The sequence below is a fragment of the Variovorax durovernensis genome (genome assembly GCF_977011995.1).
Map to the genome: position 1 here is coordinate 1770645 of NZ_CDRNCW010000001.1, position 26513 is coordinate 1797157.

Genomic DNA, 26513 nt, shown 5'->3' on the forward strand with positions numbered 1-26513 from the left:
AGAATCATGCGCTTGCGTTGTATGTGCCTCGTGATCCATGCCCCCGACGACCTGCGGCTGGACGAACAGGACGCCGGGGAAATCGGCCCCGGCCAGGTGTTGGTGAAGGTCGGCATGGGCGGCATCTGCGGCTCCGACCTGCACTACTTTCACAACGGCGGCTTCGGCACCGTGCGCATCAAGGAGCCGATGGTGCTGGGCCACGAGGTAGCCGGCACCGTGGTGGCGGTGGCGCCCGGCGTGGAGAGCGTGCGCATCGGCGACAAGGTGGCAGTCAACCCGAGCCGCCCCTGCGGCGCCTGCAAGTTCTGCCTTGAAGGCCTGCCCAACCAGTGCCTGGACATGCGCTTCTACGGCAGCGCGATGCGCACGCCGCACGTGCAGGGCGCGTTCCGCAACATGTTGCTGTGCGAGGCCACGCAGTGCGTGAAGGTGGCCGAGCATGTGCCGCTGCGGCTGGCCGCGCTGGCCGAGCCTTTCTCGGTGGGGCTGCACGGCGTGTCGCGTGCCGGGCCGCTGCTGGGCAAGCGCGTGCTGGTGTCGGGCTGCGGCCCGATCGGCGTGCTGGCCATCGCGGCGGCGCGCGCACACGGCGCGGCCGAGATCACCGCCACCGACGTGGTCGACGAGCCGCTGGCCATTGCACGCGCCATGGGCGCCGACCAGACCATCAACGTCGCGCAGGACAAGACCTGGGTGTCGCGCCATTCGGCCGACAAGGGCACCTTCGACGTGATGCTCGAATGCTCCGGCAACGAACGCGCGCTGCGCGACGGCCTGGAAGTGATGCGCCCGCGCGGCGTGGTCGTGCAGCTCGGCCTGGGCGGCGACGTGAGCATTCCGCAGAACATGGTGGTGTCGAAGGAGCTGAGCATCTGCGGCTCGTTCCGCTTCCACGCCGAGTTCGCGCTGGCGGTGCGGCTCATCAACGAAGGGCGGGTCGACCTGTCGCCGGTGGTGACGCACACCTTCCCGATGCTGAAGGCGCGCGAGGCCTTCGAGCTGGCGAGCGACCGCAAGCAGGCGATGAAGGTGCTGATCGACTTTGCGGGAGCGGAAGCGGCCGCCTGAGGTCGCTCAGGAGCTTTCCCGCTGCTCGACGCGAAACGGGATCAGCACCGTCTCCGCGGGCGGCCGGTGCCCGTCCCGCGTGCCGTCGATCACCCGCAGCAGCAGTTCGCCCGCCGCCGTGCCGATGCCCACGCAATCCACCGCCACGGTGGTGATGCGCGGATGGCAGGCGCGCGCGACCTCGAAGTCGCCGAAGCCTGCGATCGCTATGCGGCCGGGTACGTCCCAGCCCTGGCGCTGGCATTCCATCAGCGCGCCGAAGGCCGAGAGGTCGGACACGCAGAGCACCGCATCCACATCAGGCCACTGGCGCACGAGCTGCGCGATGGCCTCGCCCCCCTGCGCCATCGAGATCGGCGGCTGGCCGAAGCTGATGACGCGCCCGTCGGGCAGCCCCAGTTCTCGGATCGCCTGCGCATAGCCGCGCTGCCGGTCGGCGCCGCGCGTGTCGCGGTTCGAAGTGCCGCCGATGAACGCGATGCGCCGGTAGCCCTTGCCGTGCAGGTGCCGCACCATCGCTGCGGCGGCTTCCGCGTTCGAGAAGCCGACCGTATGGCCGATGGGCGTGGCGGGCAGGTCCCAGGTCTCGATCACCGGCACGCCGGCGGCCTGCAGCATGGCGCGCGCGGCGGGCGTGTGGGAGCCGCCGGTGAGGATCACGCCCTCCGGCCGGCGTGCGAGCATGGCGCGCAGCAGGCGCTCTTCGGTCTCCACGCGGTAGTCGGTGTAGCCCAGCAGCAGTTGCAGTCCGCGCGATTCCACCGCCGCGGCAATGCCCTGCACGGTCTCCGAGAAGTTGGAGTTGTTGAGCGACGGAATCAGCGCCGCGACGAAGCCCGAGCGCTTGCTGGAGAAGGTGCGCGCGGTCTGGTCGATCACGTAGCCCATCTCTTCGCAGGCCTGCAGGATGCGTTCGCGCAGCGCCTGCGATGTGACGCGGTCGCTGCCCACGCTGCGGTTGAGCGCGCGCGAGACCGTCATCTTCGACACACCGACGCGCGCGGCCACGTCGGCCATGGTGGGCGGGCGGGACAGAGGGGCGGAGGCTTTGGTCGGGGGCAATGGGCTCTCTCGGGAATCGGGTTCGAAGGCAGGCGGTGTGATGCGATACCGATAACGCGGGTATCGCCTGTCCGGATGCTACGAGAACTCCGGCGTTTGTGAAAACTCCAGAGTGAAATGCCTGTCGCTGAGCCTGCGGAAAACCCGGGTTACAGGTATCTGTTCGCGCCCGTTCACGTTCAGGCGCGCTCTTTCTTCAGCTGCCGCAGGGCGGCTTCGGCGTGCGTGATGAAGCGGCCGGTCAGCAGCGAGGCCGCGAAGTTGTCGTTGGTGACGGCGAACACGTCGAACGACGGCGCCTTGCGTATCGGCCGGAAGCTCAGCCGGTCGGTCATGCAGCCGCGCGCCGTGAGGTCGTCGACGATGGCCACGCCCGCGCCCGCCGCCGCCAGGGCGCAGGCGGTTTGGCCGGCGCGCACCTCGGTCTGCGCATCGGGCTGGCAGCCGTGCTGCAGGCACCAGTCGGCAATGATGCGGCCCTGCGGCGTGTCGGGGCTGAACGCGATCATGCGTTCGCCCAGGATGTCGGCCGGCTTCAGGGTGCGCCGCGCCTCCAGCGGGTGGCCCTTGGGAAACACGCCGGCCAGCGTCCATTGGCCGATGGTGCGCGCGTTGAGCAGCGGGTCGTCGATGGCCAGGGTGGAGATCGCCACGTCGGCTTCGTGCGCGGCCAGCCGCTTGACCATGTCGCGGGCCATCAGCACCTCGACGTAGAAACGGGCGGCGGGGAACTCGCGGCCCAGCGCCGTGAGCGCGCGCGGCACCATGTCGAGCCCGGTGCTCGGGCTGCACAGCACACGTAGCGTGAGCATCTTGCCGCTCTTGAGCGCCTGCGCGCAGTCATCGATGCGCGCGACGCCGCGATACACCTGCTCGACCTCGGCGAACAGCGCCTGTGCCTCCGGCGTGGCCTGCAGCTTGCCCTTGCGGCGCTCGAACAGGCGCAACCCCAGCTGCAGCTCGATGTGCGACAGCATGCGGCTGATGCCGGGCTGCGACACATGCAGCGAGCGCGCGGCATCGGTGACGGAGCCGGCCAGCATGACGGCGCGGAAGACTTCGATCTGTCGGAGGTTCATGACTTTGCCCCGTTCTTCGGCGTTGTTCGATAACGCGATGTTATGGGCTTGCGACGTGTTGGTATTTGCCGGCCGGGCGCGGCTTTCCTAGCATCGGCCTGTTTCTTCAGTCGATCAAAACCATAAGCAGAGGCATACAAGACATGGTTCACCGTCCAGTCGCGGGCCGGGGTGCGCGGGCACCCGGTGTCACACGCAGAAGCGTTCTCTCGGTCATGGCGCTCGGCGCCGCGGGCACCCTGGCCGCCGGCCCCTGGCACGGCGCCGGGGCCACCGAGGCATGGCCCACCAGGCCGGTGCGCATCATCGTGCCCTTCGCTCCGGGCGGCGGCGCGGACGGCTCGGCGCGCGTGCTGGCCGAAGTGCTCGCGCCGCAACTGGGGCAGGCGGTGATCGTGGAGAACAAGCCGGGCGCGGGCAGCGCCATCGGCGTGGCGGCGGCCCTGCAGAGCCGCGACGGCCACACGCTGCTCATGGGCAGCAACAGCATGGTGATCAACCCGGCGCTGAACCCCAAGCTCGCATACGACGTGGCGCGCGACTTCGACGCCATCGGCATGGTTTCGCAGCAGCCGCTGGTGCTGGTCGTGCCGGCCGAATCGAAAGCGATGACGGTGGCCGACCTCGTCGCGCAGGCCAAGGCGCAGCCGGGCAAGCTCAGCGCGGGCAACAGCGGCACCGGCACGCTGGCGCACCTGACGGCCGAGCTGTTCGCGCAGGAGACCGGCACCTCGCTGGTCAGCGTGCCCTACAAGGGCGAGAGCGCGCTGATGCCCGACCTGATCTCCGGGCTGGTGTCGATGGGGTTCCTCAACCTGCCGAGCGTGATCGTGCACATCCGCTCTGGCCGGCTGCGCGCGTTGGCCGTTTCTTCGGCACAGCCCGTGGCCGAACTGCAGGGCGTGCCCACCTTTCGCAGCCTGAAGCTGCAGAGCCTGGAGGTCGAGGGCTGGGCCACGCTGGTCGCGCCCAAGGGATCGATTCCGCCCGAGGGGCTGGCCCGGCTCGAGAAGCTGCTGGCCGCGTCCTTGCAGTCCGATGTGGTGAAGAAGCGCTTCACCGCGCTGAGCCTCGAACCGTTCACCAGCGGTCGCGAGGCCACGGCCAAGTACCTCAAGGCAGAAGGCAGCCGTTGGGGCGAGGTGGTGAAGAGCCGCGGCATCCAGCTGGAAAACTGAAATGAACGACAGCACGAATCAGGGCCGGGCAAGCAGCCGCATGGTCGAGGCCGACGTGGTGGTGTGCGGCGGCGGCGTCGCCGGCACGATGGCGGCAGTGGCGGCGGCGAGGCAGGGCGCGTCGGTCGTGCTGGTGGAGCGCTACGGGTTCCTCGGCGGCAATGCGACGGCCGGCGCGGTGGCGCAGTTCAACAGCTGGCAGACCGGCAACGGCCGCAAGGTGGTGGCGGGGCTGGCAGAGGAGGTGGTCGATCGGCTGCGGCGCTACGGCGGGGCTCGCGCGCACGAGACCTTCGTGATGTCCACCGGGCATCGCATGGACCGCGTCGAATACGCACCCGAAGTGCTCAAGCTGGTGCTCGACGACATGGTCGCCGAGGCCGGCGTGCGGCCGCTGCTGCATGCCAGCCTGCTCGACGTGGCGTGCGAGGACCGCCGCATCGAGTGGGTGAGCGTGCTGACCAAGGGCGGGGTGCTGCACCTGCGCCCGGGCGTGCTCGTCGATGCGTCGGGCGACATGGATGCGCTGAAGCGGGCGGGTGCGCGCTTTCTCGAACTCGGCGATGGCGAGGCGCTGCAGCCGGCGACGATGATGTTCCGCTTCGGGCCGATCGACTTCGAGCGCTTCGGTGCGCTGTCGAAGGCCGAGCTTGCCGAACTGGCGGCGCTCGGCTTCTCGCAGGGCCGCCTGGCGCGCGCGGCGCTGCATTCGAGCCGCGACCCGTATTCGGATGACGGCTGGTTCAACATCAGCCGCCTGGGCATCGACGCCACCGACCCGATGGCGCTGGGCGCCGCCGAGATCGAAGGGCGGCGCCAGGCGTGGAAGGCGGCGAGCTTCCTCGCGGATGCGGTGCCCGGCTGCGAGCGCGGTCGGCTGCGGGCCTTCGGCACGCAGGTCGGCGTGCGCGAGACGCGGCGGATGGAGGGCGACCATGTGCTGACAGCGGCCGAGCTGCTGGAGCCGGTGCAGTTTCCCGACGCGATTGCCGCGGGGGCATACCCGATCGACATCCATCCGGCGACGGGCGGTGCGCTGCACTACGTGCCGATGGACGGTGACCACGCCTACCAGATCCCGTACCGCAGCCTGGTGCCGAGTGCGCTCGACAACGCGCTTGGCGTGGGCCGCGGCATCTCGGCCAGCCACGAGGCGCTGGCGGCGATCCGGGTGATGACCATCTCGATGGCGGTCGGGCAGGCCGCCGGCATTGCCGCGGCCATGGCCGCCAGGGCGGCGGAGGGCGGCATGGGGGCGCAGGTGCGGAAGGTGCGGGTGCCGGCCCTGCGCGAGGCGCTGCTGCGCGGCGGCGCCGTGCTCGGCTAGCGCCGCTGGCAGCCTGGCGTCAGAGCCAGTTGCCGGTCTGCGGCATCTGCACCTTCTCGGCCGGGTCGTCGCTCGTCACGAACGAGCCGATGACGACGCTCAGGATCGAGATGAAGATGCTCGCGAACAGCGCGGTCCAGAAGCCGGATACGCGGAAGCCCTTCACCAGCGCGGCCACCAGAAGGATCATCAGGGCGTTGATGACCAGCAGGAACAGGCCGAGCGTCACCAGCGTCAGCGGCAGCGTGAGCACGATCAGCAGCGGCTTGACGATGGCATTGGCCAGGCCCAGCAGCAGGGCAGAGACCACCAGCGCGCCGGTGCTCTCGAACTTGATCCCCCGAAACAGATGGCTCGCCACCCAGAGCGAGATGGCCGTGATGGCCCAGTGGATGAGAAAAGGGGCCAAGTTGTTAAACATCTCTGGGGGCTCGTGATTCGTGGAAAGAGGGGCCGGCCATTATCCGTGGCCGGCCCCGCCGACGTTTTCTCTTGTTACGCGATGAAACAACGGACGACACCCCGTTAAGATCTGACCTCTTGGTGCCCCGTGCAGAAGGGGCTTTTTTTGTGGCCGGATAACAAGGGTCATCACCATATGGCCAATGCGTCGATCGCGAGCTTGACACCCGCCCCGGCTTCAGCCGACGAGGCCGAATCATGGGTGCGCGGCGAGCTCATCCGCAGCCTGATGCGCTCCGCGCGCGGCTCCTACTTCGTCTCGGCCGCGCTGATGCCGGCCATGGTCGGCCTCAACTGGGCCTACATACCGCGGTGGGAACTGATCACCTGGCTGGTGGCCGGCCTCATTGCCACGGCCTGCCGGGCCTGGGGCGCGCAGGTCTATGCGGTGCGCTATGCCGGGCGCAGTGCCGCGGCGCAGCTGCAGTTCACCGAGCGCTACGGCTTCGTCTGGGGCACGAGCGCGGTGGTGTGGGGCTTCTCGGTGCTGCTGTTCTTCGAGCGCACGCCGCAGGCCAACCAGTTCATGAGCTGGCTCATCGTGGCCGGCGTGGGCACCTTTCCGCTGAACGGGCTGGCGCTGCATCCGCCGCTGCTCAAGCGCTACGTCAACACGCTGTTCATCACGATGCTGGGCGCCGTGGTGATCCGGCTGTCGGGGATCATGCTGCAGCACCCCCAGTTCCAGTACAGCTACCTGATGCCGATCCTTCCGATCCTGCACTGGTTCCTGCTGCTGCGGGCCGGGCGGCACATCTACGAGACGGCGCGCAACAGCCTCGAGCTGCTGTTCCACAACCACATCCTGATCAAGTCGCTCACGCAGCAGCGGCAGGCGGCAGTGTCGGCCGTGGCCATGAAGAACCGCTTCCTGGCCAGCGCCGCGCACGACATGCGGCAGCCGGTGCTGGCGCTTTCGCTGTACGCCGACTGGCTGCGCAACGAGCCCGAACTGGTGCTGGAACTCGCCCCGAAGATCGTGCGCGCCACGCATGCCGTGAATGCACTGTTCGACTCGATGTTCGACCTGGCGCGCATCGACTCGGGCCAGGTGCGCCTGCACGTCGAGCGCGTCGACGTGCCCGAGCTGCTGCACGACCTGGAGCTGCAATATCGCCCGGTGGCCGAGAGCCGCGGGCTGGACTTCCGGGTGCATGTTTGCGAAGGCTCGTTCCTGACCGACCCGATCCGCGTGCGCCGCATGATCGGCAACCTGCTGGCCAACGCCATCAAGTACACGACCGAAGGCGGCGTGCTGCTGGCCGCGCGGCAGACGCGCGACGGCCTGCGCGTGGAAGTGTGGGACACCGGCATCGGCATCGCGCCCGAGCATCTGCGCGACGTGTTCCTGGAGTTCTACAAGGTGGCCGACCATGCCGGCACCTCCGACGGCTTCGGTCTAGGCCTGGCCATCGTCGCGCGGCTTTCGCACGTGCTGGGCCACCCGGTGAGCGTGCGGTCGCGGCTGGGCAGCGGCAGCGTGTTTCGCGTGGCGCTGCATGACGCGGACGAGGCGGTGGCGCAGGCGCGGGTGACTGCGTCGGGCGGTTGAGGGAAAGAGCTGCCGCCCCAAAGCAAAAAACCGCGCAGCGCGCGGTTTTTTTATTCCAGAAACATCGAGGAACCGGCTCCGCCGGGCCTCAGGTGTTGCCCCCTGCAAGGGGGAAGGAGAAGCGGCACGAAGTGCGCGAAGCCTGGGGGTTAGCCTGATTCAACCCGACAGCAGCCCGTTTGTGCGCGCATAGTGCAGCGCCTGTGTCCGGCTCTTCACGCCCAGCCGGCGGAACAGCCGCCACAGGTGAACCTTCACCGTGTGCTCGCTGATTTCCAGGTCGGTGGCGATGTCGCGGTTGCTCATGCCCTTGTCGAGCATGGCGATCAGCTGCGTCTGGCGCTTCGACAGCTTGCCGCTGTTGGCGGCCGGCGGCTCGTCGGCTTCGTCTTCCGAACCCGCCATCAGCAGGCCGCGAAGGGCGGCCGCCAGCTCGTTGGAGCTGGCCGATTTCTCGATGTAGGTGTCTGCACCCGCCTCGATGCAGGCATCTTCCATGTCGGCGGCCGGTGCCGCCGAATACACGGCGATCGGCACGTTGGGATAGACCTGCTTGACCGCGATCACGCCCGACACGCCATTGGTGTCCGGGAGCTTCAGGTCCAGGCAGAAGAGGGTGGGGGCGCCGCGCTGCTGGACAGAGCCCGCGAGCTTGTCGAGGCGCTCGAGCTCGACGATGTTCTCGGCCGGGCGCAAGCGCCGCAAGACCATCACGATCGCGTCGCGCATCAGGGGGTGGTCGTCGATGACATAAATGCTCATGTTTTCTTCCTTTGTGATCGCACCGTCTTCTCTCTTCCTGCTCGCCGGCGGGTAGGCCGGCGGGTTCAGCCGGATCAACTCCCTTGGTTCGTGGGCGTTGCCTCGGCCAGTACCTCCAGCGCCTCGGTGACGGCGCGTGTTCCTTCTGTGTCGATTGGTTCAAGCTGCCCGGCCAGTGCGGCCAATGCAGCGCCGCGCTGCGCCTGCAAGACCGCGATGGTACGGCCCGCCTCTTGCGGCGAGGTGAATCCACGGCTCTGGAGCAGGGTTTCGCCGCGCGCATCGAGCAGCTTGAAATAGAAGAGGCCGTCGGCCTTCTCGCGGTATTGCTTGAAGCTGGGCTTCGCGACCTTGGCCGCCTTGGCGCCGCCCTTGTCCTTGCCGGCCGCGAGATTGCGCAGGCCGACCGCATGGCGCAGCTCGACCATGAAGGGCTTCGACAGCGCGCGTGCCTTCTCGGCACCGATGAGCAGGAGGCGCTCGATCTCGGCCGGGTTGTTCATGAGCGCGTCGTAGCGCTCACGCAGCGGCGCCACCTCGAGGTCGATGCGCTCGAACAGCAGCTGCTTGGCATCGCCCCAGCCGATGCCGTCGGCATAGGCTTTGCGGAGCATCTCGGTCTCGTCGGCGTCGGCAAAGGCCTGGTAGATCTGGAACAGCGCGGAGCCTTCGGTCTCCTTGGGCTCGCCTGGCGCGCGCGAGTCGGTCACGATGCTGGTGATCTGCTTGCGGAGGTACGCGCGCGGCGCGAACAGCGGGATCGTGTTGTTGTAGCTCTTGCTCATCTTGCGGCCGTCGAGGCCGGGCAAGGTAGCGACGGCATCGTCGATCTCGGCGTCGGGCAGCGTGAAGTGCTCGCCGTACTGGTGGTTGAAGCGCTGCGCCATGTCGCGCGCCATCTCGATGTGCTGGACCTGGTCGCGGCCCACGGGCACCTTGTGGGCGTTGAACATCAGGATGTCCGCGCCCATGAGCACCGGGTACATGAAGAGGCCGGCCGTGACGTCGGCGTCGGGGTCTTCGCCCTTGGCGACGTTCTTGTCGATCTGCGCCTTGTAGGCATGCGCGCGGTTGAGCACGCCCTTGCCGGTGACGCAGGTGAGAAACCAGGTGAGCTCGGGAATCTCGGGAATGTCGGACTGGCGGTAGAAGGTGACGTGCTCGGGGTCGAGGCCGCAGGCCAGCCAGCTGGCGGCGATCTCGAGGGTGGAGCGCTGGATCTTTGCCGGCTCCTGTACCTTGATGAGCGCGTGGTAGTCGGCCAGGAAGAAGAAGCTCTGCACACCGGGCGCGACGCTTTGCCGCACCGAATGGCGGATCGAGCCGACGTAGTTGCCGAGGTGGGGCGTGCCCGACGGGGTGATGCCGGTCAGGACGCGCAGGGGAGCTTTGGAAGACGGGGACATGGAACGACGAGGGAACTTAGCGCAGCAGTGCCACGAGCGGAATGAGGATGGTGTTGATGATGGCGTAGCCCGCAGCCATCAAGGGCTGCAGCCAGAACTTGCTGAGAACGCCTGCCAGCACCAATGCCATCACGATGAAGAAGCCGTAAGGCTCGATGCGCGCGAGAAAATTCTGCACGGGTCCGTTGGGCAGTAGCCCTGCGAGGATGCGTCCTCCATCGAGTGGTGGAAGCGGGAACAGATTGAAGGCCCACATCACGAGGTTGACGAGCACACCGCCCTGAGCCATTTGTACGAAGAAAGGTTCGTCTACTCCGGTTGCGCGCAACAAGACGAAAAGGACCGCCCAAGCCAACGCCATCGCAAAGTTTGCAACGGGTGCCGATAGCGACACCCAGAGCAAGTCCCGCTTCGGATTGCGCAGATTGCGCGGGTCGAAAGGAACCGGCTTGGCATAGCCGAACAGAAAGGCGCCCGAAGTTGCGAAGTACAGCACTATCGGGATCAGCAGCGTGCCGATCGGATCGATGTGCTTGATCGGATTGAGCGTGAGCCGACCCATCATGGCTGCGGTCTGATCGCCGAAGTGGCTTGCCACGCGGCCTCGGACAACGGCGGGTACCGTGATGGCGAACAGCACTGGCAACGCCAGTATCAGGACGGTTTGAATCTGACTTGTAATATCCACCGCCGGATTGTGTCAGACATGGCATGCGATTCAGTCCGATTTCAGAGGCCCAGCACGGCCAATGCCCCGCGCCCCTGGCGCACCACGACAGGGTCGTCGCCAGTGCCCATGGGCGTGAGGTCGACCACCGTGGTGGGCTGCGAGGGGCAGGCCCCGGCATCGATGACGGCGCCGATCTGCTTCTCGAAGCGCTCGCGGATGGTCTGTGCGTCGTTCAGTGCCTCGGTCTCGCCGGGCGCGATCAGCGTGGTGGCCAGCAGCGGCGCGCCGTGCAGCGACAGCAGCTCCAGCAGCACCTTGTGGTCGGGCACGCGCAGGCCGATGGTCTTGCGCTGCGGATGGCTCACGCGGCGCGGCACTTCCTTGGTGGCTTCGAGCAGGAAGGTATAGGGGCCGGGCGTGGCGGCCTTCAGCAGGCGATATTGCTTGTTGTCGACGCGTGCGTAGTTGGCCAGTTCGCTCAGGTCGCGGCACAGCAGCGTGAGGTGGTGCTTGTCGTCGACCTGCCGGATGCGGCGAAGCTGGTCGACTGCGTCCTTGTCGTCGAGGTGGCAGGCCAGGGCGTAGCTGGAGTCGGTGGGCACGGCCACGATCTCGCCGCGCTCGAGCAGCGCGACGGCCTGCTTGAGCAGGCGCTGCTGCGGGTTCTCGGGGTGGACTTCGAAGTACTGGGCCATTGGAAATATCTCCGGATCAGGATTCCGCGGGTTCGATCGGCACGCGCCGCTCGCGCACGGTGAGCCATGCGCCGGCCGCGCCGCACACGGCGATCATTGCCATGCCGATTAGCGAGAAGCGGTCGGGCACATGGGAAAAGACAAGCCAGCCGCCCAGCATCGCAAAGGCGATCTGCGCATAAAGATAGGGCGTGAGCGTGGAGGCCGGCGCGCGCTGGTAGGCCAGGATCAGCATGAAGTGGCCCACCGTACCCATGAACCCCATGAGGCACAGCAGCGCCCACCATTCCCACGAAGGCAGCGCGGTCCATGCGAAGGGCACCACCAGCGAGGCGATCAGCGTGCCGACCCAGCCGGTGTAGAAGTGCATGGTCAGCGGGTTCTCGGTCTGCGCGAGCTTGCTGGTGAGCACCTGGAACCAGGCGTTGGTCAGCACCAGCCCCAGCGGCAAAAGAATGGCCCAGCTGAACGTGCCGCCGCCCGGCCGCAGGATCACCAGCGTGCCGGCGAAGCCGCCCGCCACCAGCGTCCAGCGCAAGGGTGACACCTGCTCCTTGAGCGTAGTGGCGGCCAGCAGCGTGATGACCAGCGGCGCGATCAGCACGATCGACGTGAACTCCGCCAGCGGCATGTAGCGCAGGCTCAGGAAAGCGAACACGCTCGACGACAGCAGCAACGCACCGCGCAGCGCCTGGTAGCGCGGATGCCGCGTGCGCAGCAGCGCGGTGCCGTGCAGCGGCAGCAGCACGATGGTGGTCGCCACGGCCTGGAATGCATAGCGGAACCACACGCCCATGAGAATCGGCACGCCGAGGGTGGAGAACTTGGTGGCGGTGTCGAGCGTGGCGAAGCAGGCCACCGCCAGCAGCACGAGGCCGATGCCCGCGAGGATGCGTTCCGACTCGACGCTGCGGGCCCTTTGTGCCGCCGAGCGTGCACTGGCCAGCGCAACGGTTGCCGCGTTGTCGATGCCGGGCCCGGGGCTCTGGCTCACTGCTGGATGCGGTGGCCGAGCAGTTCCCACACAGGAGTGAGCGCGCCGGGCAACGGCGGCAGCTTGCCGAGATCGCAATGGCTCTCGTCGGGACTGTGGAAATCGCTGCCGCGCGAGGCGGCGAAATCGAACTCGAGCGCCTTGTCGGCGTACTCGACATATTCGGCCGGCGTGTGGCTGCCGGTGACGACCTCGATCGCCTGGCCGCCGTGCGCCTTGAATTCGAGGAACAGCGCGTATTCCTCGTTGGCCGAGAACTTGTAGCGGCCAGGGTGCGCGATGACGGCGATGCCCTTGGCGGCGGTGATCCAGTGCACCGCGTCCTTCAGCGAGGCCCAGCGATGCGGCACGTAGCCGGGCTTGCCCTCGGTGAGGAACTTGCGGAACACCTCGGGCGTGTCGCGGCAATGGCCCTGCTCGACCAGGAAGCGCGCGAAGTGCGTGCGCGAGATGAGTTCGGGGTTGCCCACGAACCTGAGCGCGCCTTCGTAGGCGCCATGGATGCCGACCTTGGCCAGCCCCTCGGACATTTCCTGCGCGCGCTTGCCGCGGCCGCCGCGCGTGTCGTAGAGGCCCTGCGTGATGGCCGCGTCGTCCGGGTCGAAACCCAGGCCGACGATGTGCACGGTCTCGCCCGCGAAGGTCACGGAAATCTCGGTGCCGGTGAGGTAGCGCATGCCATTGGCGCGGGCTGCCGCGGCGGCGCGGTGCTGGCCGCCGATTTCGTCGTGGTCGGTGAGGGCCCAGAGCTCGACCCCGTTCGCGGCCGCGCGCGCGGCCAGTTCTTCGGGCGTCAGAGTGCCGTCGGAGACCACGGAGTGGCAGTGAAGATCGGCATTGAGGATGGAGGACACCCCACCATTCTAGGGGCTATGGAACATCGGTGCGGGCGCATGGATGCTATGCACGACGCTACTAAATAAATAGCATTACTGGCCCGCTGCATGCGGCTCAGCGCTTCTTGCGAAAAGCCGCCCAGGCCGCCACCGCGGTGAAGCTTGCCACGATGGCGACAACGATCCAGAAGCCGTGTTTGTGATCCGCGAGCGGAATGCCGCCCACGTTCATGCCGAACAGGCCGGCCAGGATGTTGATCGGCAGCGCCAGCACAGTGACCACCGTGAGCACGAACAGGCTGCGGTTGTTGTCCTCGTTGACGTTGGCGGCTATTTCTTCCTGCAGCAGCTTGATGCGCTCCTGCAGCGCCTGCATGTCGCGCAACACTACCGAAAACTCTTCCGTCGAGCCGCGCAGTTCCTGCACGTCGGGTTCGGCCATCCAGGCGGGTGGCCCCTGCAGCAGGCGGAAGAGCGCGGCCGGCTCGGGCGCCAGCAGCCGCTGCAGCCGCACCAGCAGCCGGCGCAGCACGCCGAGCCGCGCGCGCTTGTGGTCGAGGCGGCCGGCCAGCAGCTCGTCTTCGATGCGGTCGATGCGCGAGGTGACGCCGCGCACGATCTTCACCAGCACGTCGGCCTGCGCGCGCAGCAGGTGTTCGAGCAGTTCGGTGCTGGAGCGCGGCGCGTCGCCTGCCTTCACGGCCGTGCGCAGCGCATCGACCGAGCGCAGCGGCTTGGTACGTGCCGTGACCACGAGGCGCGGGCCCACGCTGATCCACAGCGTGGAGATGTCCGAGGGCTCGAAGCTGAACTCGAAGTGCACGTCGTTGATGACCGCGATCAGCGAGTCGTCGGCGCGTTCGATGCGCGTGGAGGGCAGCCCTTCGTGCAGCGTCTCGTAGAAGGTGTCGGAGAGGTTCGCGTGCCGCACCAGCCAGCGCTCGGCGTGCGCATGGCTCAGGTTGAAGTGCAGCCAGACGTACGGCGGGTTTTCTTCGGCGCACTCGCTTTCGCGCTGCTCCGCCAGCCATGCCGCGGCCTGGACGGAGTCGATGGCCCGCGCGGGCTCGGGCGCCGACGCGTCGAACAGGTAGCCGGAGATCAGTCCGGCTTCGTCGCCGCCGTAGGACTGGGCGGCGAGATCATGAAATGCCGACAAGATGCGTGATTCAGAAGATACGAGTGAAAAGCCAGTAGAGCGAACCCGACAGCAGCATCGCCACCGGCAGCGTGAGCACCCAGGCCAGTGCGAGGTTGCGCAGCGTCGACATCTGCAGGCCCGAGCCGCTGGCCGTCATGGTGCCGGCCACGCCGGAGGACAGCACGTGCGTGGTCGACACTGGCAGGCCGTACATGTCGGCCGCGCCGATGGTGATCATGGCCACCACTTCGGCCGAGGCGCCTTGCGCGTAGCTCAGGTGCGTCTTGCCGATCTTCTCGCCCACGGTCACGACGATGCGCTTCCAGCCGATCATCGTGCCCAGGCCCAGCGCAATGGCCACAGCGACCTTGACCCACAACGGGATGAAGCGCGTGGCGGTGTCCAGTTCTTCGCGGAAGGTGCCGACGCGCAGCTTGGTCTCGTCGTCGAACTTGGCGGCGCCGCTTTTCTCCAGATGGCGGATGGCTTCGGAGGCCAGGTACATGTCGTTGCGCACGTTGGCCACGGAATCGGCAGGCACGCCGGCCAGCGAACCGTGTGCCTTGACCTGCTGGCCGATGCTGCCGGCAGCGGCGGCCAGGGCGGGCACGACCGAGGCATTGAACTCCCGCGTGCGCACGTAGGTGGAGAGCGTCTCGCGCGCTGCTTCGGGTTGCAGCGCGGGCAGGGAGGTCGGCACGCTGCGGTTCAGCGCGGTCTGCGCCATCTCGGTCACCGCCACGAACTTGATGGTCTCGTTGGCGGGCATCGCGCGGTTCAGCGCGTAGGCCATCGGCACCGTGCCCACCAGGATCAGCATGATGAGGCCCATGCCTTTCTGCCCGTCGTTCGAGCCGTGCGCAAAAGATACGCCGGTGCAGGTAAGGATGAGCAGGCCGCGGATCCACCACGGCGGCGGCTCGCTGCCCTTGGGCTCCTCATACAGTGCGCGGTTCTTCACGAAGGCCCGCAGCGCCAGCAGCAGCAATGCGGCGCAGCCGAAGCCGACCATCGGCGACAGCAGCAGCGAATAGCCCACCTTGGTGGCCTGTCCCCAGTCGACGCCGCTGGTGCCGTCGCGGCCGTGCATGAGCGCATTGGCCACGCCCACGCCGATGATCGAGCCGATCAGCGTGTGCGACGACGATGCCGGCAGCCCGAGCCACCACGTGCCCAGGTTCCAGATGATCGCGGCAATCAGCAGCGCGAACACCATGGCAAAGCCGGCGCTCGAGCCCACCTGCAGGATCAGCTCCACAGGCAGCAGCGCGATGATGCCGAAGGCCACCGCGCCGCTGGAAACCAGCACGCCCAGGAAGTTGAAGAAGCCCGACCACACCACCGCGAAGTTGGGCGGCAGCGAGTGTGTGTAGATGACGGTCGCCACGGCGTTGGCCGTGTCGTGGAAGCCGTTGACGAACTCGAAGCCCAGCGCAATCAGCAACGCCACGCCCAGGAGGATGTAGGGAACCCAGGTCGTGACCGGCACGCCGGAGGCGGTGACGTCGCCCACCAGGCTCCAGGCCGTGAACAGCAGGCCGGCGGCCAGCAGGCCCACGAAGGTGATCAGCGTGAGCGGACCGGGCTTGGCGTCGAGTTTCGGCCGGTGCGCAGCAGGCGCGGACGGCAACTCGGCATGCGGGGCTGCAAGCGTGTTCATGGACGATTCTGGGGTGTTGGAATGGCTCCAGATGGTGTTCGCCGCGTGTGACAACTACATGTCAACGGCGTCAAGACCGTCATGTAGTCGTCATACAGGGCGAGCAGCATGCCTTTTCGCCTTATTTCAATCCTTTTCTCCTGCTGCCCCACCATGCTGACGAGCGCACTTCCCGACCATGAAGAACTGATGCAACGCATCGCCCGCGACCTGATCGACAGCTACGACGAAGAGCTGGAACTGGAGATCGAAGACCGCAACATCGAGGGTCTCGACCCCTCGTCCAGCACCAGTGCCGCCACCGACAAGGCAGCCCGGCAGGCCTACTTCAAGGAACTGTTCCGCCTGCAGGGCGAACTGGTCAAGCTGCAGGACTGGGTGCAGCACGGCAAGCAGAAAGTAGTCATCCTGTTCGAGGGCCGCGACGCGGCCGGCAAGGGTGGCGTCATCAAGCGCATCACCCAGCGGCTGAACCCGCGCGTGGCCCGCGTGGCCGCGCTGCCGGCGCCGAACGACCGCGAACGCACCCAGTGGTACTTCCAGCGCTATGCCGCGCACCTGCCTGCAGCCGGCGAAATGGTGCTGTTCGACCGCAGCTGGTACAACCGCGCCGGCGTCGAGCGCGTGATGGGCTTCTGCACCGACGACGAGTACGAAGAATTTTTCCGCACCGTGCCCGAGTTCGAGAAGATGCTCGTGCGTTCGGGCATCAAGCTCATCAAGTACTGGTTCTCCATCACCGACGACGAGCAGCACATGCGCTTCCTCGGCCGCATCCATGACCCGCTCAAGCAATGGAAGCTGAGCCCCATGGACCTGGAGAGCCGCCGCCGCTGGGAGGAATACACCAAGGCGAAGGAAATCATGCTGGAGCGCACCCATATTCCGGAAGCGCCGTGGTGGGTGGTGCAGGCGGTCGACAAGAAGAAGGCGCGCCTGAACTGCATCAGCCACCTGCTGGACCAGATGCCGTACAAGGAAGTGCCGCATCCCCCGGTCGAACTGCCCGAGCGCGTGCGCCATGCGGACTATCTGCGCCAGCCGGTGCCGGCCAGCATGATCGTGCCGGAAATTTACTGACCCCCAGGCTTCGCGCACTTCGTGTCGCTTCTCCTTCCCCCTTGCAGGGGGCAACACCTGCGGACCGGCGGAGCCGGATCCGCGGTGTTTCTGGACTGGGCCGTGGAGCGGTTCTTGGTTGGTGAGCGCTTTGCCTTCACACTGCACCATGGCCCGTCGTTCTACCGCTTCCGTTTTTGCCCGCGCTTATGAGCGCAACCTCAAGGCGCTGACCCGGCTCACGCTGAGCAGCAGCAAGCGCGTGGCGGGGCAGGTGCAGCGCGCGACCGCGAAGCGGCTGAAGCCGCCGCCGGGGCGTGGTGATTGGCTCAGTGGCGTGGCGATAGGGGCGGGCGGGGCCCGGGGCTATCACCTTTTCCGGCCGGCCGGGCTGCAGCTTGCGCCCGGCGAGAAGCTGCCGCTCATGGTCATGCTGCATGGTTGTGGCCAGACTGGGCGTGACTTCGCGGCCAGCACGCGCATGAACGCGCTTGCGGTGCGCCAGCGCTTCTTCGTTCTTTACCCAGAGCAGGACCGGTTGGCCCATCCGCAAGGCTGCTGGAACTGGTATGAGCGCCGCTCCGGCAAGGCCGACGCTGAGGCCGCCACGCTGATGGCCGCTGTCGACCAGGCCTGCATGCTCTACCCGGTGGACCGCGACCGCGTGGCGCTGGCCGGCTTGTCGGCCGGTGCCAGCATGGCGGCGCTGGTCGCCACGCGCTACCCGAATCGTTTCCGCGCCGTCGTCATGCATTCGGGCGTTGCGCCCGGCGCCGCCAAGTCGTCTGCCACCGCGCTCGGCGCGATGCGCGGGCAGAACGTGCCGCCCATGCCGGTGACGGCCGTCGGCAAGGCGATGGGCGCCGCGGCCGTCTTCACCACGCTGCCGCCGATGCTGGTGCTGCACGGCGACGCCGACGCGGTGGTCGCGCCCAGCAATGCCGTCAGCAGCGCGGCGGTTTGGGCTACTGCCATGGGCGCGCAGCCGGGCCAGCCGCGCGACATGCAGCGCGGCAAGCGCCGGCCCATGCGGGTGACCGACTTCAAGCGCAAGGGCCGCACGCTCGTCACGCTGTGCGAGATTGCCGGCCTGGGCCATTCATGGAGCGGCGGCGCATCGAAGCTGCTGTTCAGCGACCCGAACGGGCCCGACGCCACGCGAATGACCTGGGCCTTCGCCAGCGCGCAGTTCAAGGCCGCGGCAAAGAAGGCCTGATCCGGCGACACTGGAGCGACATGGCCGCCGATCTGCAACAACTGACCCAGGCGCTGCGCGAATTCGCGAGCGAGCGCAACTGGGAAGAATTCCACTCCCCCAAGAACCTCGCCTCGGCCCTTTCCGTGGAGGCTGCCGAACTGCTCGAGCACTTCCAGTGGCTCACCGAAGCCCAGAGCCGCAACCTCCCGCCCGAGAAGCGCGCCGAGATCGGCACCGAGATCGCCGACGTCTTTCTCTACCTGCTGCAGCTTGCGGACAAGCTCGGCATCGACGTGGTCGAGGCGGCGCGCAGCAAGATGCTGGTCAACGCCCGGAAATACCCGCCGCCGCTGCCGCCAATTGCCTGAATACCTCCGTGTACGCCACCCGGCGTATTTCACCTTCGTGGTGCATTCCGCAGACTCCTCTCCACGCCAGCCAAGCGCTGTCGACAAGGTTCAACCAACCCCGGAGCAGGAGTCCACATGCAACGTCGTTTCACACTCAAGGCGCTTACCGCCGCCGTCGCGCTGGCCAGCATTTCTGCTGCGCCCGCATTTGCCGCCGACACCATCAAGGTCGGCGTGCTGCACTCGCTGTCGGGCACGATGGCCATTTCGGAAACCGTGCTGAAAGACACGGTGCTGATGGCTATCGACGACATCAACAAGAAGGGCGGCGTGCTGGGCAAGCAGCTCGAGCCCGTGGTGGTCGACCCGGCCTCCAACTGGCCCCTGTTCGCCGAGAAGACCAAGCAGTTGCTCGGCCAGGACAAGGTTTCGGTGATCTTCGGCTGCTGGACTTCGGTGTCGCGCAAGTCGGTGCTGCCGGTGGTCGAGGAAATGAACGGCCTGCTGTTCTACCCGGTGCAGTACGAGGGTGAAGAACTCTCGAAGAACGTGTTCTACACGGGCGCCGCGCCCAACCAGCAAGCCATTCCGGCCGTCGATTACCTGATGAGCAAGGAAGGCGGCGGCGCCAAGCGCTGGGTGCTCCTGGGCACCGACTACGTGTACCCCCGCACCACCAACAAGATCCTGCGCGCCTACCTCAAGAGCAAGGGCGTGAAGGAAACGGACATCGACGAGAAGTACACCCCCTTCGGCCACAGTGATTACCAGACCATCGTTGCCGACATCAAGAAGTTCTCGGCCGGCGGCAAGACGGCCGTGGTGTCGACCATCAACGGCGACTCCAACGTGCCCTTCTACAAGGAACTGGGCAACGCCGGCCTGAAGGCCAAGGACGTGCCCGTGGTCGCCTTCTCGGTGGGTGAGGAAGAACTGCGCGGCGTGGACACCAAGCCGCTGGTCGGCCACCTGGCCGCCTGGAACTACTTCATGAGCCTGAAGAACCCGACCAACACGGCATTCATCAAGGAGTGGAGCGAATACGCCAAGGCCAAGAAGATCCCTGGCCACATGGACAAGCCGCTCACCAACGACCCGATGGAAGCTACCTGGATCGGCATCCACATGTGGAAGCAGGCCGTGGAGAAGGCCAAGTCGACCGACACCGACAAGGTGATCGCGGCCATGGCCGGCCAGACCTTCACCGCGCCCTCGGGCATCGTGTCGAAGATGGACGAGAAGAACCATCACCTGCACAAGAGCGTGTTCATCGGCGAGATCAAGGCCGATGGCCAGTTCAACGTGGTGTGGAAGACGCCGGGTCCGGTGAAGGCCAAGCCGTGGAGCCCGTACATCGAAGGCAACGACAAGAAGCCGGATTACCCGGCTGGCAAGTCGATGTAAGTGTGTTTCTCCCTCCCCCGCTGGGGGAGGGCAGGGGTGGGGGCTGACGGCGGTCGATCCGGTCACAGCGCCTGAGCGTGCGCCGCGTGCCCCCACCCCAACCCTCCCCCGGAAGGGGAGGGAGCCAACCCAACTTCCATTCTCAACATGCTTCGACGAACCCTTCACTGCGCACTCGCCGCCATGCTCCTCATGGCATCGGCCGCCTACGCGCTGACCGCCGACGAAGCCCGGGCCATCGCGTCCGGCGAATCCGAAGCCCGCATCGCCGCGCTCAACAAGGCCGTGCTCACGGCCGACGACAAGACCGCCGCCTTCATCCAGGCCATGTCCGACGACGCGGTCAAGTACACCGAGGACAAGGTCTTCGTGATGAAGGACGACAAGGGCTACGACCCCGTCACCGGCGCCGAGCTGAAGGTGCCCGACACCGCGGAAGATGTCGTCAACAACAACCTCATGCGCGGCGCGCTCGATGCCGCGCAGGCCGCGCTCAAGCTCACGAGCAAGGACGACGCGGTGCGCGCCGAAGCCGCGCAGGCGCTCTTCAAGGAGCCCGACGAATCGCGCGTGCCCATGGTCGAAAAGGCGCTGGCCGCCGAGACCAACCCCAAGATCAAGGCGCAGCTCGAACTGGTGCGCGCCGCCAGCATGCTCAGCAGCGCCGACAAGGCCAAGCGCCTCGTCGCCGCCAAGGAACTGGGCAACAACCGCAACCCCGACACCAAGCTGCTGCTCAACCAGCGCTTGGCCGACGAGACCGAGGCCGACGTCAAGGCCGCCATCGTCGCGTCCATCGCCAGCATCGACGGCTCGCTGGTCTGGGGCGACCGCATCAACGCCGTGTTCAGCGGCATCAGCCTGGGCTCTGTGCTGCTGCTCGCCGCGCTGGGCCTGGCCATCACCTACGGGCTGATGGGCGTGATCAACATGGCGCACGGCGAGCTCATGATGATCGGTGCCTACGCCACCTACGTGATGCAGGGCATCTTCCAGAAGTACATGCCGGAGGCAGCCTTCGGCTGGTACCTGGTCGCCGCGATTCCCGTGTCCTTCCTCGCGTCGGCGTTGGTGGGCGCGGTGCTGGAGCGCGGCGTGATCCGTTTCCTCTACGGCCGCCCGCTCGAGACGCTGCTCGCCACCTGGGGCATCAGCCTGATGCTGCAGCAACTGGTGCGCTCGCTGTTCGGCGCGCAGAACGTCGGCGTCGAGAACCCCGGCTGGATGAGCGGCGGCTTCACCATGCTGAGCAACGTCACGCTGCCGTGGAACCGCATCTGCATCATCATCTTCGCTGCCCTGGTGTTGCTGGCGATGGGCTGGCTCATCGGCAAGACGCGACTGGGCCTCTTCGTGCGCGGCGTCACGCAGAACCGGCCGATCGCCTCGTGCATGGGCGTGAACACCGCGCGCATCGACACCTACGCCTTCGCGCTCGGCTCCGGCATCGCGGGCCTTGCCGGCTGTGCGCTGAGCCAGATCGGCAACGTCGGCCCCGACCTGGGCCAGAGCTACATCGTCGACAGCTTCATGGTGGTCGTGATGGGCGGCGTCGGCCAGCTCGCGGGCACCGTGTATGCGGCGCTGGGGCTGGGCATTCTCAACAAGTTCATCGAAGGCTGGGCGGGCGCGGTGCTTGCCAAGATCGCGGTGCTCGTTTTCATCATCATCTTCATCCAGAAGCGGCCGCAGGGCATCTTCGCAATGAAAGGCCGGAGCGCTGAGGCATGAGCAAGGTCGTACTTCCAACCAAGGGGCCGCTGCTGAGCGGCAAGGGCTGGACGGCCTTCTTCGTCGCACTCGTCGTGGTGTGCGCGGTGGCGCCCGTTCTCAACATGTGGGTGCCGGTCGACAGCCCGCTGCACATGAGCGACTACGCGGTGGCGCTGGTCGGCAAGATCATGTGCTACGCCATCTGCGCGCTGGCCATGGACCTGATCTGGGGCTACACCGGCATCCTCTCGCTGGGCCACGGCCTGTTCTTCGCGCTCGGCGGCTACATGATGGGCATGTACCTCATGCGCCAGATCGGCCGCGACGGCAACTACAAGAGCGACCTGCCCGACTTCATGGTGTTCCTCGACTGGAAGACGCTGCCCTGGCACTGGACCTTCAGCGACAGCTTCATCGCCACGCTGATATTGATCGTCGCGGTGCCGGGCCTCATCGCCTTCGTGTTCGGCTTCTTCGCGTTCCGCTCGCGCATCAAGGGCGTGTACTTCTCGATCATCACGCAGGCCATGACGTTTGCGGCCATGCTGCTGTTCTTCCGCAACGAGACCGGCTTCGGCGGCAACAACGGATTCACCGACTTCAAGCGCATCCTGAACATTCCGATCGCCACGCAGGAAATGCGCATGACGCTGTTCGCGCTCACCGGCGCCACGCTGCTGGGCTTCTTCCTGTTCGCAAAGTGGCTCATCGGCAGCAAGTTCGGCCGCGTGCTGCAGGCCATTCGCGATGCTGAAACGCGCGTGATGTTCTCGGGCTACAACCCGCTGCCCTACAAGCTCACGATCTGGGTCATCTCCGCCATCATGTGCGGCGTGGCCGGCGCGCTGTACGTGCCGCAGGTCGGCATCATCAACCCGGGCGAGATGAGCGCGGCCAACTCCATCGAGATCGCCATCTGGGCGGCGGTGGGCGGGCGTGCGACGCTCATCGGCCCCATCATCGGCGCCTTCATCGTCAACGGCGCGAAGAGCTGGCTGACCGTGGCCTACCCGGAGTACTGGTTGTACTTCCTGGGTGCCTTGTTCATTGCTGTCACGCTGTTCCTGCCGAACGGCATCGTGGGGTTGGTGCGCAAGTGGGTGTCGAGGGAGAAGAAATCGGTGCCGCCCGAGCCCGTGCAGGACGCTGCTCGGCGCTCGGTTGCGGCGGAGCAGGGCGTCGAGCCCGATGCGCTGGCCTCGCTGCCAGCGGACGCGAAGGGAGCACGCGCATGACGCCCGACCTGATGGAAGCGGGCGCCGAGCGCGCCGCACGCGCCAGCGGCATTCACTACGTGAGCGGCAGCACAGAGTCGGGCGGCCGAGCCGCCGACTTCGGCCGCCATGTCACGCCCGGCGAGGTCGACGTCACGCACGGCCGCATCCTGTACCTGGAAGACGTGAGCGTGAGCTTCGACGGCTTCAAGGCCATCAACAAGCTGTCGCTCGACATCGCGCCCGGCGAACTGCGCTGCATCATCGGCCCCAACGGCGCGGGCAAGACCACGATGATGGACATCATCACCGGCAAGACCCGGCCCGATTCGGGCACGGTGTTCTTCGGCAGCACCATCGACCTGCTGCGCCACCGCGAGGCGGAAATCGCGCAGCTAGGCATCGGCCGCAAGTTCCAGAAGCCGACGGTGTTCGAGCACCTGACGGTGTTCGAGAACCTCGAGCTCGCGCTCAAGACGAACAAGGGCGTGCGCGCGTCGATGCTGTTCAAGCTCGATTCGGCGCAGAGCGACCGCCTGGCCGAGGTGCTGGAGACCATCCACCTGGCCGACAGCGTGTCGCGCCTGGCCGGCAACCTGAGCCATGGCCAGAAGCAGTGGCTGGAAATCGGCATGCTGCTGATGCAGGACCCGAAGCTGCTGCTGCTCGACGAGCCAGTCGCCGGCATGACCGACGAAGAGACGGCGCGCACCGCGGAGCTGTTCCTCACCCTCAAGGGCAAGCATTCGCTGATGGTGGTGGAGCACGACATGAGCTTCATCCGCACCATCTCCGAGATCGTCACCGTGCTGTGCGACGGCTCCGTGCTGGCTCAGGGAACGCTTGATGAAGTGCAGGCAGACGAACGCGTGATCGAGGTTTATCTTGGGCGCTGAGGCCGTTGTTGTCCGGGGCTCGGCGACGGGGGCTGTCCCTTTGGTCGGCCGACGTCACCGGCCCTTCGGGCTCCCCTGCGCTGCTCGCGACGGGCGGGGTCTCGCAGAACTCGCTCCGCTCAAACAGCTGCGAGCCCTGATCCGCCCGCCGCTGCGCTGCTCGGCGGTGCCTCAACGGCCGCCCAAAGGGACAGCCCCCGTCGCCGTGGTCAGAGCCGTGCCGCGTACCGGGCGCTCCCCAAACGAAACCAGAGAAGGAGCCCATAAATGCTGACAGTAAAAAACATCCACCAGTACTACGGCGGCTCCCACATCCTCAGAGACGTGAGCTTCGAGGCAAGGTTAGGCAAAGTCACGGTGCTGCTGGGCCGCAACGGCGTAGGCAAGACCACGCTACTTAAATCGTTGATGGGCCTGGTCCCCATCAAGAGCGGCAGCATCGAACTCGAAGGCAAGCCCATCCACAAAGCGACACCCTACGACAGGGCCAGAGCCGGCATCGGCTTCGTCCCCCAGGGCCGTGAGATCTTCGCGAGGCTCACCGTAGAAGAAAACCTGCGCATGGGCCTGGCCTACAAGAGCGGCAGCACGCCCATCCCTTCGGAGCTGTACGACCTGTTCCCCGTGCTCAAGCAAATGATCAACAGAAGAGGCGGCGATCTTTCGGGAGGGCAGCAGCAGCAGCTTGCCATCGCGCGCGCCCTGGCTCCCAAGCCCAGGCTGCTCATCCTCGACGAGCCCACCGAAGGCATCCAGCCCAGCATCATCAAGGACATCGGCCGCGTCATCCGCATGCTGGCCGACCGCGGCGACATGGCCATCGTGCTGTGCGAGCAGTACTACGACTTCGCCCAGGAACTGGCCGACGACTACCTCGTGATGGAGCGCGGCGAGGTCATCGCGCGCGGTCTCGGCAAAGACATGGAAGCACAGGGCGTGCGCCAGCTGGTGGCCATCTGAGCCTTGCCGCCAGGGCCTCGCGGCCATGTGAGTACAAGGTCTTCGGCAATTCCGTATCGGCGGAATTTCAGGGTTAACCCTAAAATCGGGCTTTGCCCGCTGCTGCCGGGCACCTCCAGGAGCCTGGCCTTGAACGCCTCCCCAGCCGCGCCGGACAGCGCGGACACCGACATTTCCTCCTTTTCCCTGCCTTCCGGCAAGCCCGCCAACTTCCTGCGCGCGGTGCTCGCGCTGGGCGTCGGCGGCTTCGCCATCGGCACCGGCGAATTCGTCATCATGGGCCTGCTGCCCGAAGTCGCCAAGGACATCGGCGTGAGCATTCCGCAGGCCGGCCACGTCATCAGCGCCTATGCGCTCGGCGTGGTCATCGGCGCACCGGTGCTCGCGGTGCTCGCCGCCGGCTGGCGCCGCCGCGCGCTGCTGATCGCGCTCATGGCCGTGTTCGCGGCCGGCAACTTCGCCAGCGCCATCGCTCCCAACTACCTGCTGCTGAACCTGTTGCGCTTTGCCGCCGGCCTGCCGCACGGCACCTACTTCGGCGTGGCCGCGCTGGTGGCCGCCACGCTCGCGCCACCGGGGCGGCGTGCGCGGGCCGTGGGGCTCGTCATGCTGGGGCTCACCGGCGCCACGCTGGTCGGCGTGCCCATCGCGGCCTGGCTGGGCCAGATCTTCGGCTGGCGCGCGGCCTTCGTCTTCGTCGGCGTGATCGCGCTGGTGGCGATCGCGCTGCTTCGCCGCGACATCCCGGACATGGCCCCGGCCGCCGGCGCCAGCCCGTGGCGCGAACTCGGCGCGCTCAAGCGCAAGCAGGTGTGGTTCACGCTGGGCATCGGCGCCATCGGCTTCGGCGGCATGTTCGCGGTGTTCAGCTACATCAAGCCCACGCTGATCGAAGTGGCCGGCATGCCGCTGGGCGGTGTGCCCTTCGTGCTGGCGCTGTTCGGCCTCGGCATGGTCATGGGCAACCTCGTGGGCTCGCGGCTGGCCGACAAGTCGCTCATGCGCACCATCGGCGGCCTGCTGGTCTACGCGGCGCTGGTGCTCGCGATGTTCACCTTCGCGGCCCACAACATGGTGACCGCGTCGATCAACGTGTTCCTCATCGGCACCACCGTGGCCATCGGCCCGGCGCTGCAGATCCGCCTGATGGACGTGGCCGGCGACGCGCAGACGCTGGCAGCAGCGCTCAACCACTCGGCCTTCAACATGGCCAACGCGCTCGGTGCATGGCTCGGTGGCGTGGCCATTGCGGCCGGGCTGGGCTGGACTTCCACCGGCTGGGTCGGCGCGCTGCTCGCGCTGGCAGGCATGGGCGTGTTCGGCTGGGCGATTGCCAGCGCCCGCGCCGACGCGCGTCAGCGGCCGGCGGCCATCGCCTGCTGAGCCATCGGCGCCCGCCCATTCCCACGGGCGTGTCGCCGCACATCGCGCAGCACTTCGCCGGCATGGCCAGCGGCGTGGTGGTGGTGCAGGGGCCGGGCGAGGTCATGCTGTTCGATCCCGCCGCGCAAGATCGCCGTGCAGCACGTGGCCTTTTCGGAAGGCGCGCACGCCGGTGCCTCGACGCACGTGGCCATCCGCAACTTCGCCTTCGAGCCTGCACAGATCACCGTCAAGGCAGGCGAGCGCGCGACATGGCAGAACGACGACGGCGCGCCGCACGGCCTGGTGTTCAAGGACGGTTCGGTGGGCGTCGACCTGCTGCTGCCCGGCAAGGCTTTCTCCCGCGCCTTCGACAAGCCGGGCGTGTACGACTACGTCTGCTCGGTGCATCCGTACATGACTGCACGGGTCACGGTGGCAGTGCGGTAGTGCCGGCCGCGG

The 26513-nt window shown here is 67.0% G+C and carries 25 protein-coding genes; 14 read left to right on the plus strand and 11 right to left on the minus strand.

Annotation, left to right across the window (positions count from 1 at the left end; genetic code table 11):
- Positions 1-6: 6 nt before the first annotated feature.
- On the plus strand, positions 7-1071 hold the full coding sequence (locus ACWV14_RS08410; protein ID WP_422085500.1) for an L-idonate 5-dehydrogenase: 1065 nt from the start codon (positions 7-9) through the stop codon (positions 1069-1071).
- A gap of 6 nt (positions 1072-1077) precedes the next feature.
- Here ACWV14_RS08410 and ACWV14_RS08415 read toward each other — a convergent pair whose 3' ends face one another.
- Positions 1078-2088 (minus strand): LacI family DNA-binding transcriptional regulator, encoded by a 1011-nt coding sequence (locus tag ACWV14_RS08415; RefSeq protein ID WP_454907842.1) that lies wholly within the window; start codon positions 2086-2088, stop codon positions 1078-1080.
- A 224-nt stretch (positions 2089-2312) separates the two neighbouring features.
- Positions 2313-3212 (minus strand): LysR family transcriptional regulator, encoded by a 900-nt coding sequence (locus ACWV14_RS08420; RefSeq protein WP_454907366.1) that lies wholly within the window; start codon positions 3210-3212, stop codon positions 2313-2315.
- A gap of 215 nt (positions 3213-3427) precedes the next feature.
- On the opposite strand from ACWV14_RS08420, the gene ACWV14_RS08425 reads away from it, so the two are divergent.
- Entirely contained in the window at positions 3428-4390 is a 963-nt protein-coding gene (locus ACWV14_RS08425) for a Bug family tripartite tricarboxylate transporter substrate binding protein (RefSeq protein ID WP_454912700.1), read from the plus strand.
- Between the two features lies 1 nt (position 4391).
- Positions 4392-5717, plus strand: coding sequence for an FAD-dependent oxidoreductase (locus ACWV14_RS08430; protein ID WP_454907364.1), 1326 nt, complete (start codon positions 4392-4394; stop codon positions 5715-5717).
- Between the two features lie 19 nt (positions 5718-5736).
- Here the strand turns inward: ACWV14_RS08430 and ACWV14_RS08435 are convergent, their stop codons facing one another.
- Positions 5737-6138: a phage holin family protein gene (locus tag ACWV14_RS08435; protein ID WP_454907363.1), complete on the minus strand. Its 402-nt coding sequence runs from the start codon at positions 6136-6138 to the stop codon at positions 5737-5739.
- Between the two features lie 177 nt (positions 6139-6315).
- Between ACWV14_RS08435 and shkS the strand changes: the two genes are divergently transcribed.
- Entirely contained in the window at positions 6316-7731 is a 1416-nt protein-coding gene (gene shkS, locus ACWV14_RS08440) for a surface-behavior sensor histidine kinase ShkS (protein ID WP_454907362.1), read from the plus strand.
- 159 nt (positions 7732-7890) lie between these two features.
- Here shkS and ACWV14_RS08445 read toward each other — a convergent pair whose 3' ends face one another.
- The 8 genes from ACWV14_RS08445 to ACWV14_RS08480 form a co-directional block, all read right to left on the minus strand.
- On the minus strand, positions 7891-8493 hold the full coding sequence (locus tag ACWV14_RS08445; RefSeq protein ID WP_081266230.1) for a LuxR C-terminal-related transcriptional regulator: 603 nt from the start codon (positions 8491-8493) through the stop codon (positions 7891-7893).
- Between the two features lie 74 nt (positions 8494-8567).
- Complete coding sequence (locus ACWV14_RS08450; protein WP_454907361.1) at positions 8568-9899, minus strand: tryptophan--tRNA ligase; 1332 nt, start codon at positions 9897-9899, stop codon at positions 8568-8570.
- Between the two features lie 16 nt (positions 9900-9915).
- Positions 9916-10587: a site-2 protease family protein gene (locus ACWV14_RS08455; RefSeq protein WP_454907360.1), complete on the minus strand. Its 672-nt coding sequence runs from the start codon at positions 10585-10587 to the stop codon at positions 9916-9918.
- Between the two features lie 41 nt (positions 10588-10628).
- Positions 10629-11264 carry an L-threonylcarbamoyladenylate synthase gene (locus tag ACWV14_RS08460; RefSeq protein WP_454907359.1) on the minus strand — a complete coding sequence of 212 codons (636 nt, stop codon included), beginning with the start codon at positions 11262-11264 and terminating at the stop codon, positions 10629-10631.
- A 16-nt stretch (positions 11265-11280) separates the two neighbouring features.
- Positions 11281-12258, minus strand: coding sequence for a DMT family transporter (locus ACWV14_RS08465; protein ID WP_422085511.1), 978 nt, complete (start codon positions 12256-12258; stop codon positions 11281-11283).
- Positions 12255-13112, minus strand: coding sequence for a 3',5'-nucleoside bisphosphate phosphatase (locus ACWV14_RS08470; protein ID WP_081266235.1), 858 nt, complete (start codon positions 13110-13112; stop codon positions 12255-12257). The genes ACWV14_RS08465 and ACWV14_RS08470 overlap by 4 nt, the downstream gene beginning before the upstream one ends.
- 97 nt (positions 13113-13209) lie before the next feature.
- Positions 13210-14253, minus strand: coding sequence for a transporter (locus tag ACWV14_RS08475; RefSeq protein ID WP_422085512.1), 1044 nt, complete (start codon positions 14251-14253; stop codon positions 13210-13212).
- A gap of 10 nt (positions 14254-14263) precedes the next feature.
- Positions 14264-15895, minus strand: coding sequence for an inorganic phosphate transporter (locus tag ACWV14_RS08480; RefSeq protein WP_454907358.1), 1632 nt, complete (start codon positions 15893-15895; stop codon positions 14264-14266).
- A 153-nt stretch (positions 15896-16048) separates the two neighbouring features.
- On the opposite strand from ACWV14_RS08480, the gene ppk2 reads away from it, so the two are divergent.
- The 10 genes from ppk2 to ACWV14_RS08530 all read left to right on the plus strand — a co-directional run bounded on the left by ppk2 (position 16049) and on the right by ACWV14_RS08530 (position 26501).
- The gene (ppk2, locus tag ACWV14_RS08485; protein WP_454907357.1) at positions 16049-16975 is read left to right on the plus strand and encodes a polyphosphate kinase 2; all 927 of its coding nucleotides are present in this window, start codon (positions 16049-16051) and stop codon (positions 16973-16975) included.
- A gap of 148 nt (positions 16976-17123) precedes the next feature.
- On the plus strand, positions 17124-18170 hold the full coding sequence (locus ACWV14_RS08490) for an extracellular catalytic domain type 1 short-chain-length polyhydroxyalkanoate depolymerase (protein WP_454907356.1): 1047 nt from the start codon (positions 17124-17126) through the stop codon (positions 18168-18170).
- Between the two features lie 20 nt (positions 18171-18190).
- Complete coding sequence (locus ACWV14_RS08495; protein WP_454907355.1) at positions 18191-18520, plus strand: nucleotide pyrophosphohydrolase; 330 nt, start codon at positions 18191-18193, stop codon at positions 18518-18520.
- A gap of 117 nt (positions 18521-18637) precedes the next feature.
- A complete protein-coding gene (gene urtA / locus ACWV14_RS08500) occupies positions 18638-19906 on the plus strand; it encodes an urea ABC transporter substrate-binding protein (RefSeq protein WP_081270211.1) in 1269 nt (422 codons plus the stop codon).
- A gap of 183 nt (positions 19907-20089) precedes the next feature.
- Entirely contained in the window at positions 20090-21637 is a 1548-nt protein-coding gene (gene urtB, locus ACWV14_RS08505; protein WP_454907354.1) for an urea ABC transporter permease subunit UrtB, read from the plus strand.
- The gene (gene urtC / locus ACWV14_RS08510) at positions 21634-22854 is read left to right on the plus strand and encodes an urea ABC transporter permease subunit UrtC (RefSeq protein WP_454907353.1); all 1221 of its coding nucleotides are present in this window, start codon (positions 21634-21636) and stop codon (positions 22852-22854) included. Before urtB ends, urtC begins: the two co-directional genes overlap by 4 nt.
- On the plus strand, positions 22851-23729 hold the full coding sequence (gene urtD, locus ACWV14_RS08515) for an urea ABC transporter ATP-binding protein UrtD (protein ID WP_422085518.1): 879 nt from the start codon (positions 22851-22853) through the stop codon (positions 23727-23729). The genes urtC and urtD overlap by 4 nt, the downstream gene beginning before the upstream one ends.
- Positions 23730-23996: 267 nt before the next feature.
- On the plus strand, positions 23997-24689 hold the full coding sequence (urtE, locus tag ACWV14_RS08520; RefSeq protein WP_454907352.1) for an urea ABC transporter ATP-binding subunit UrtE: 693 nt from the start codon (positions 23997-23999) through the stop codon (positions 24687-24689).
- A gap of 129 nt (positions 24690-24818) precedes the next feature.
- The gene (locus ACWV14_RS08525) at positions 24819-26072 is read left to right on the plus strand and encodes an MFS transporter (RefSeq protein WP_454907351.1); all 1254 of its coding nucleotides are present in this window, start codon (positions 24819-24821) and stop codon (positions 26070-26072) included.
- 144 nt (positions 26073-26216) lie between these two features.
- Positions 26217-26501: a plastocyanin/azurin family copper-binding protein gene (locus tag ACWV14_RS08530; RefSeq protein ID WP_454912701.1), complete on the plus strand. Its 285-nt coding sequence runs from the start codon at positions 26217-26219 to the stop codon at positions 26499-26501.
- The last annotated feature ends 12 nt before the right edge of the window (positions 26502-26513 follow it).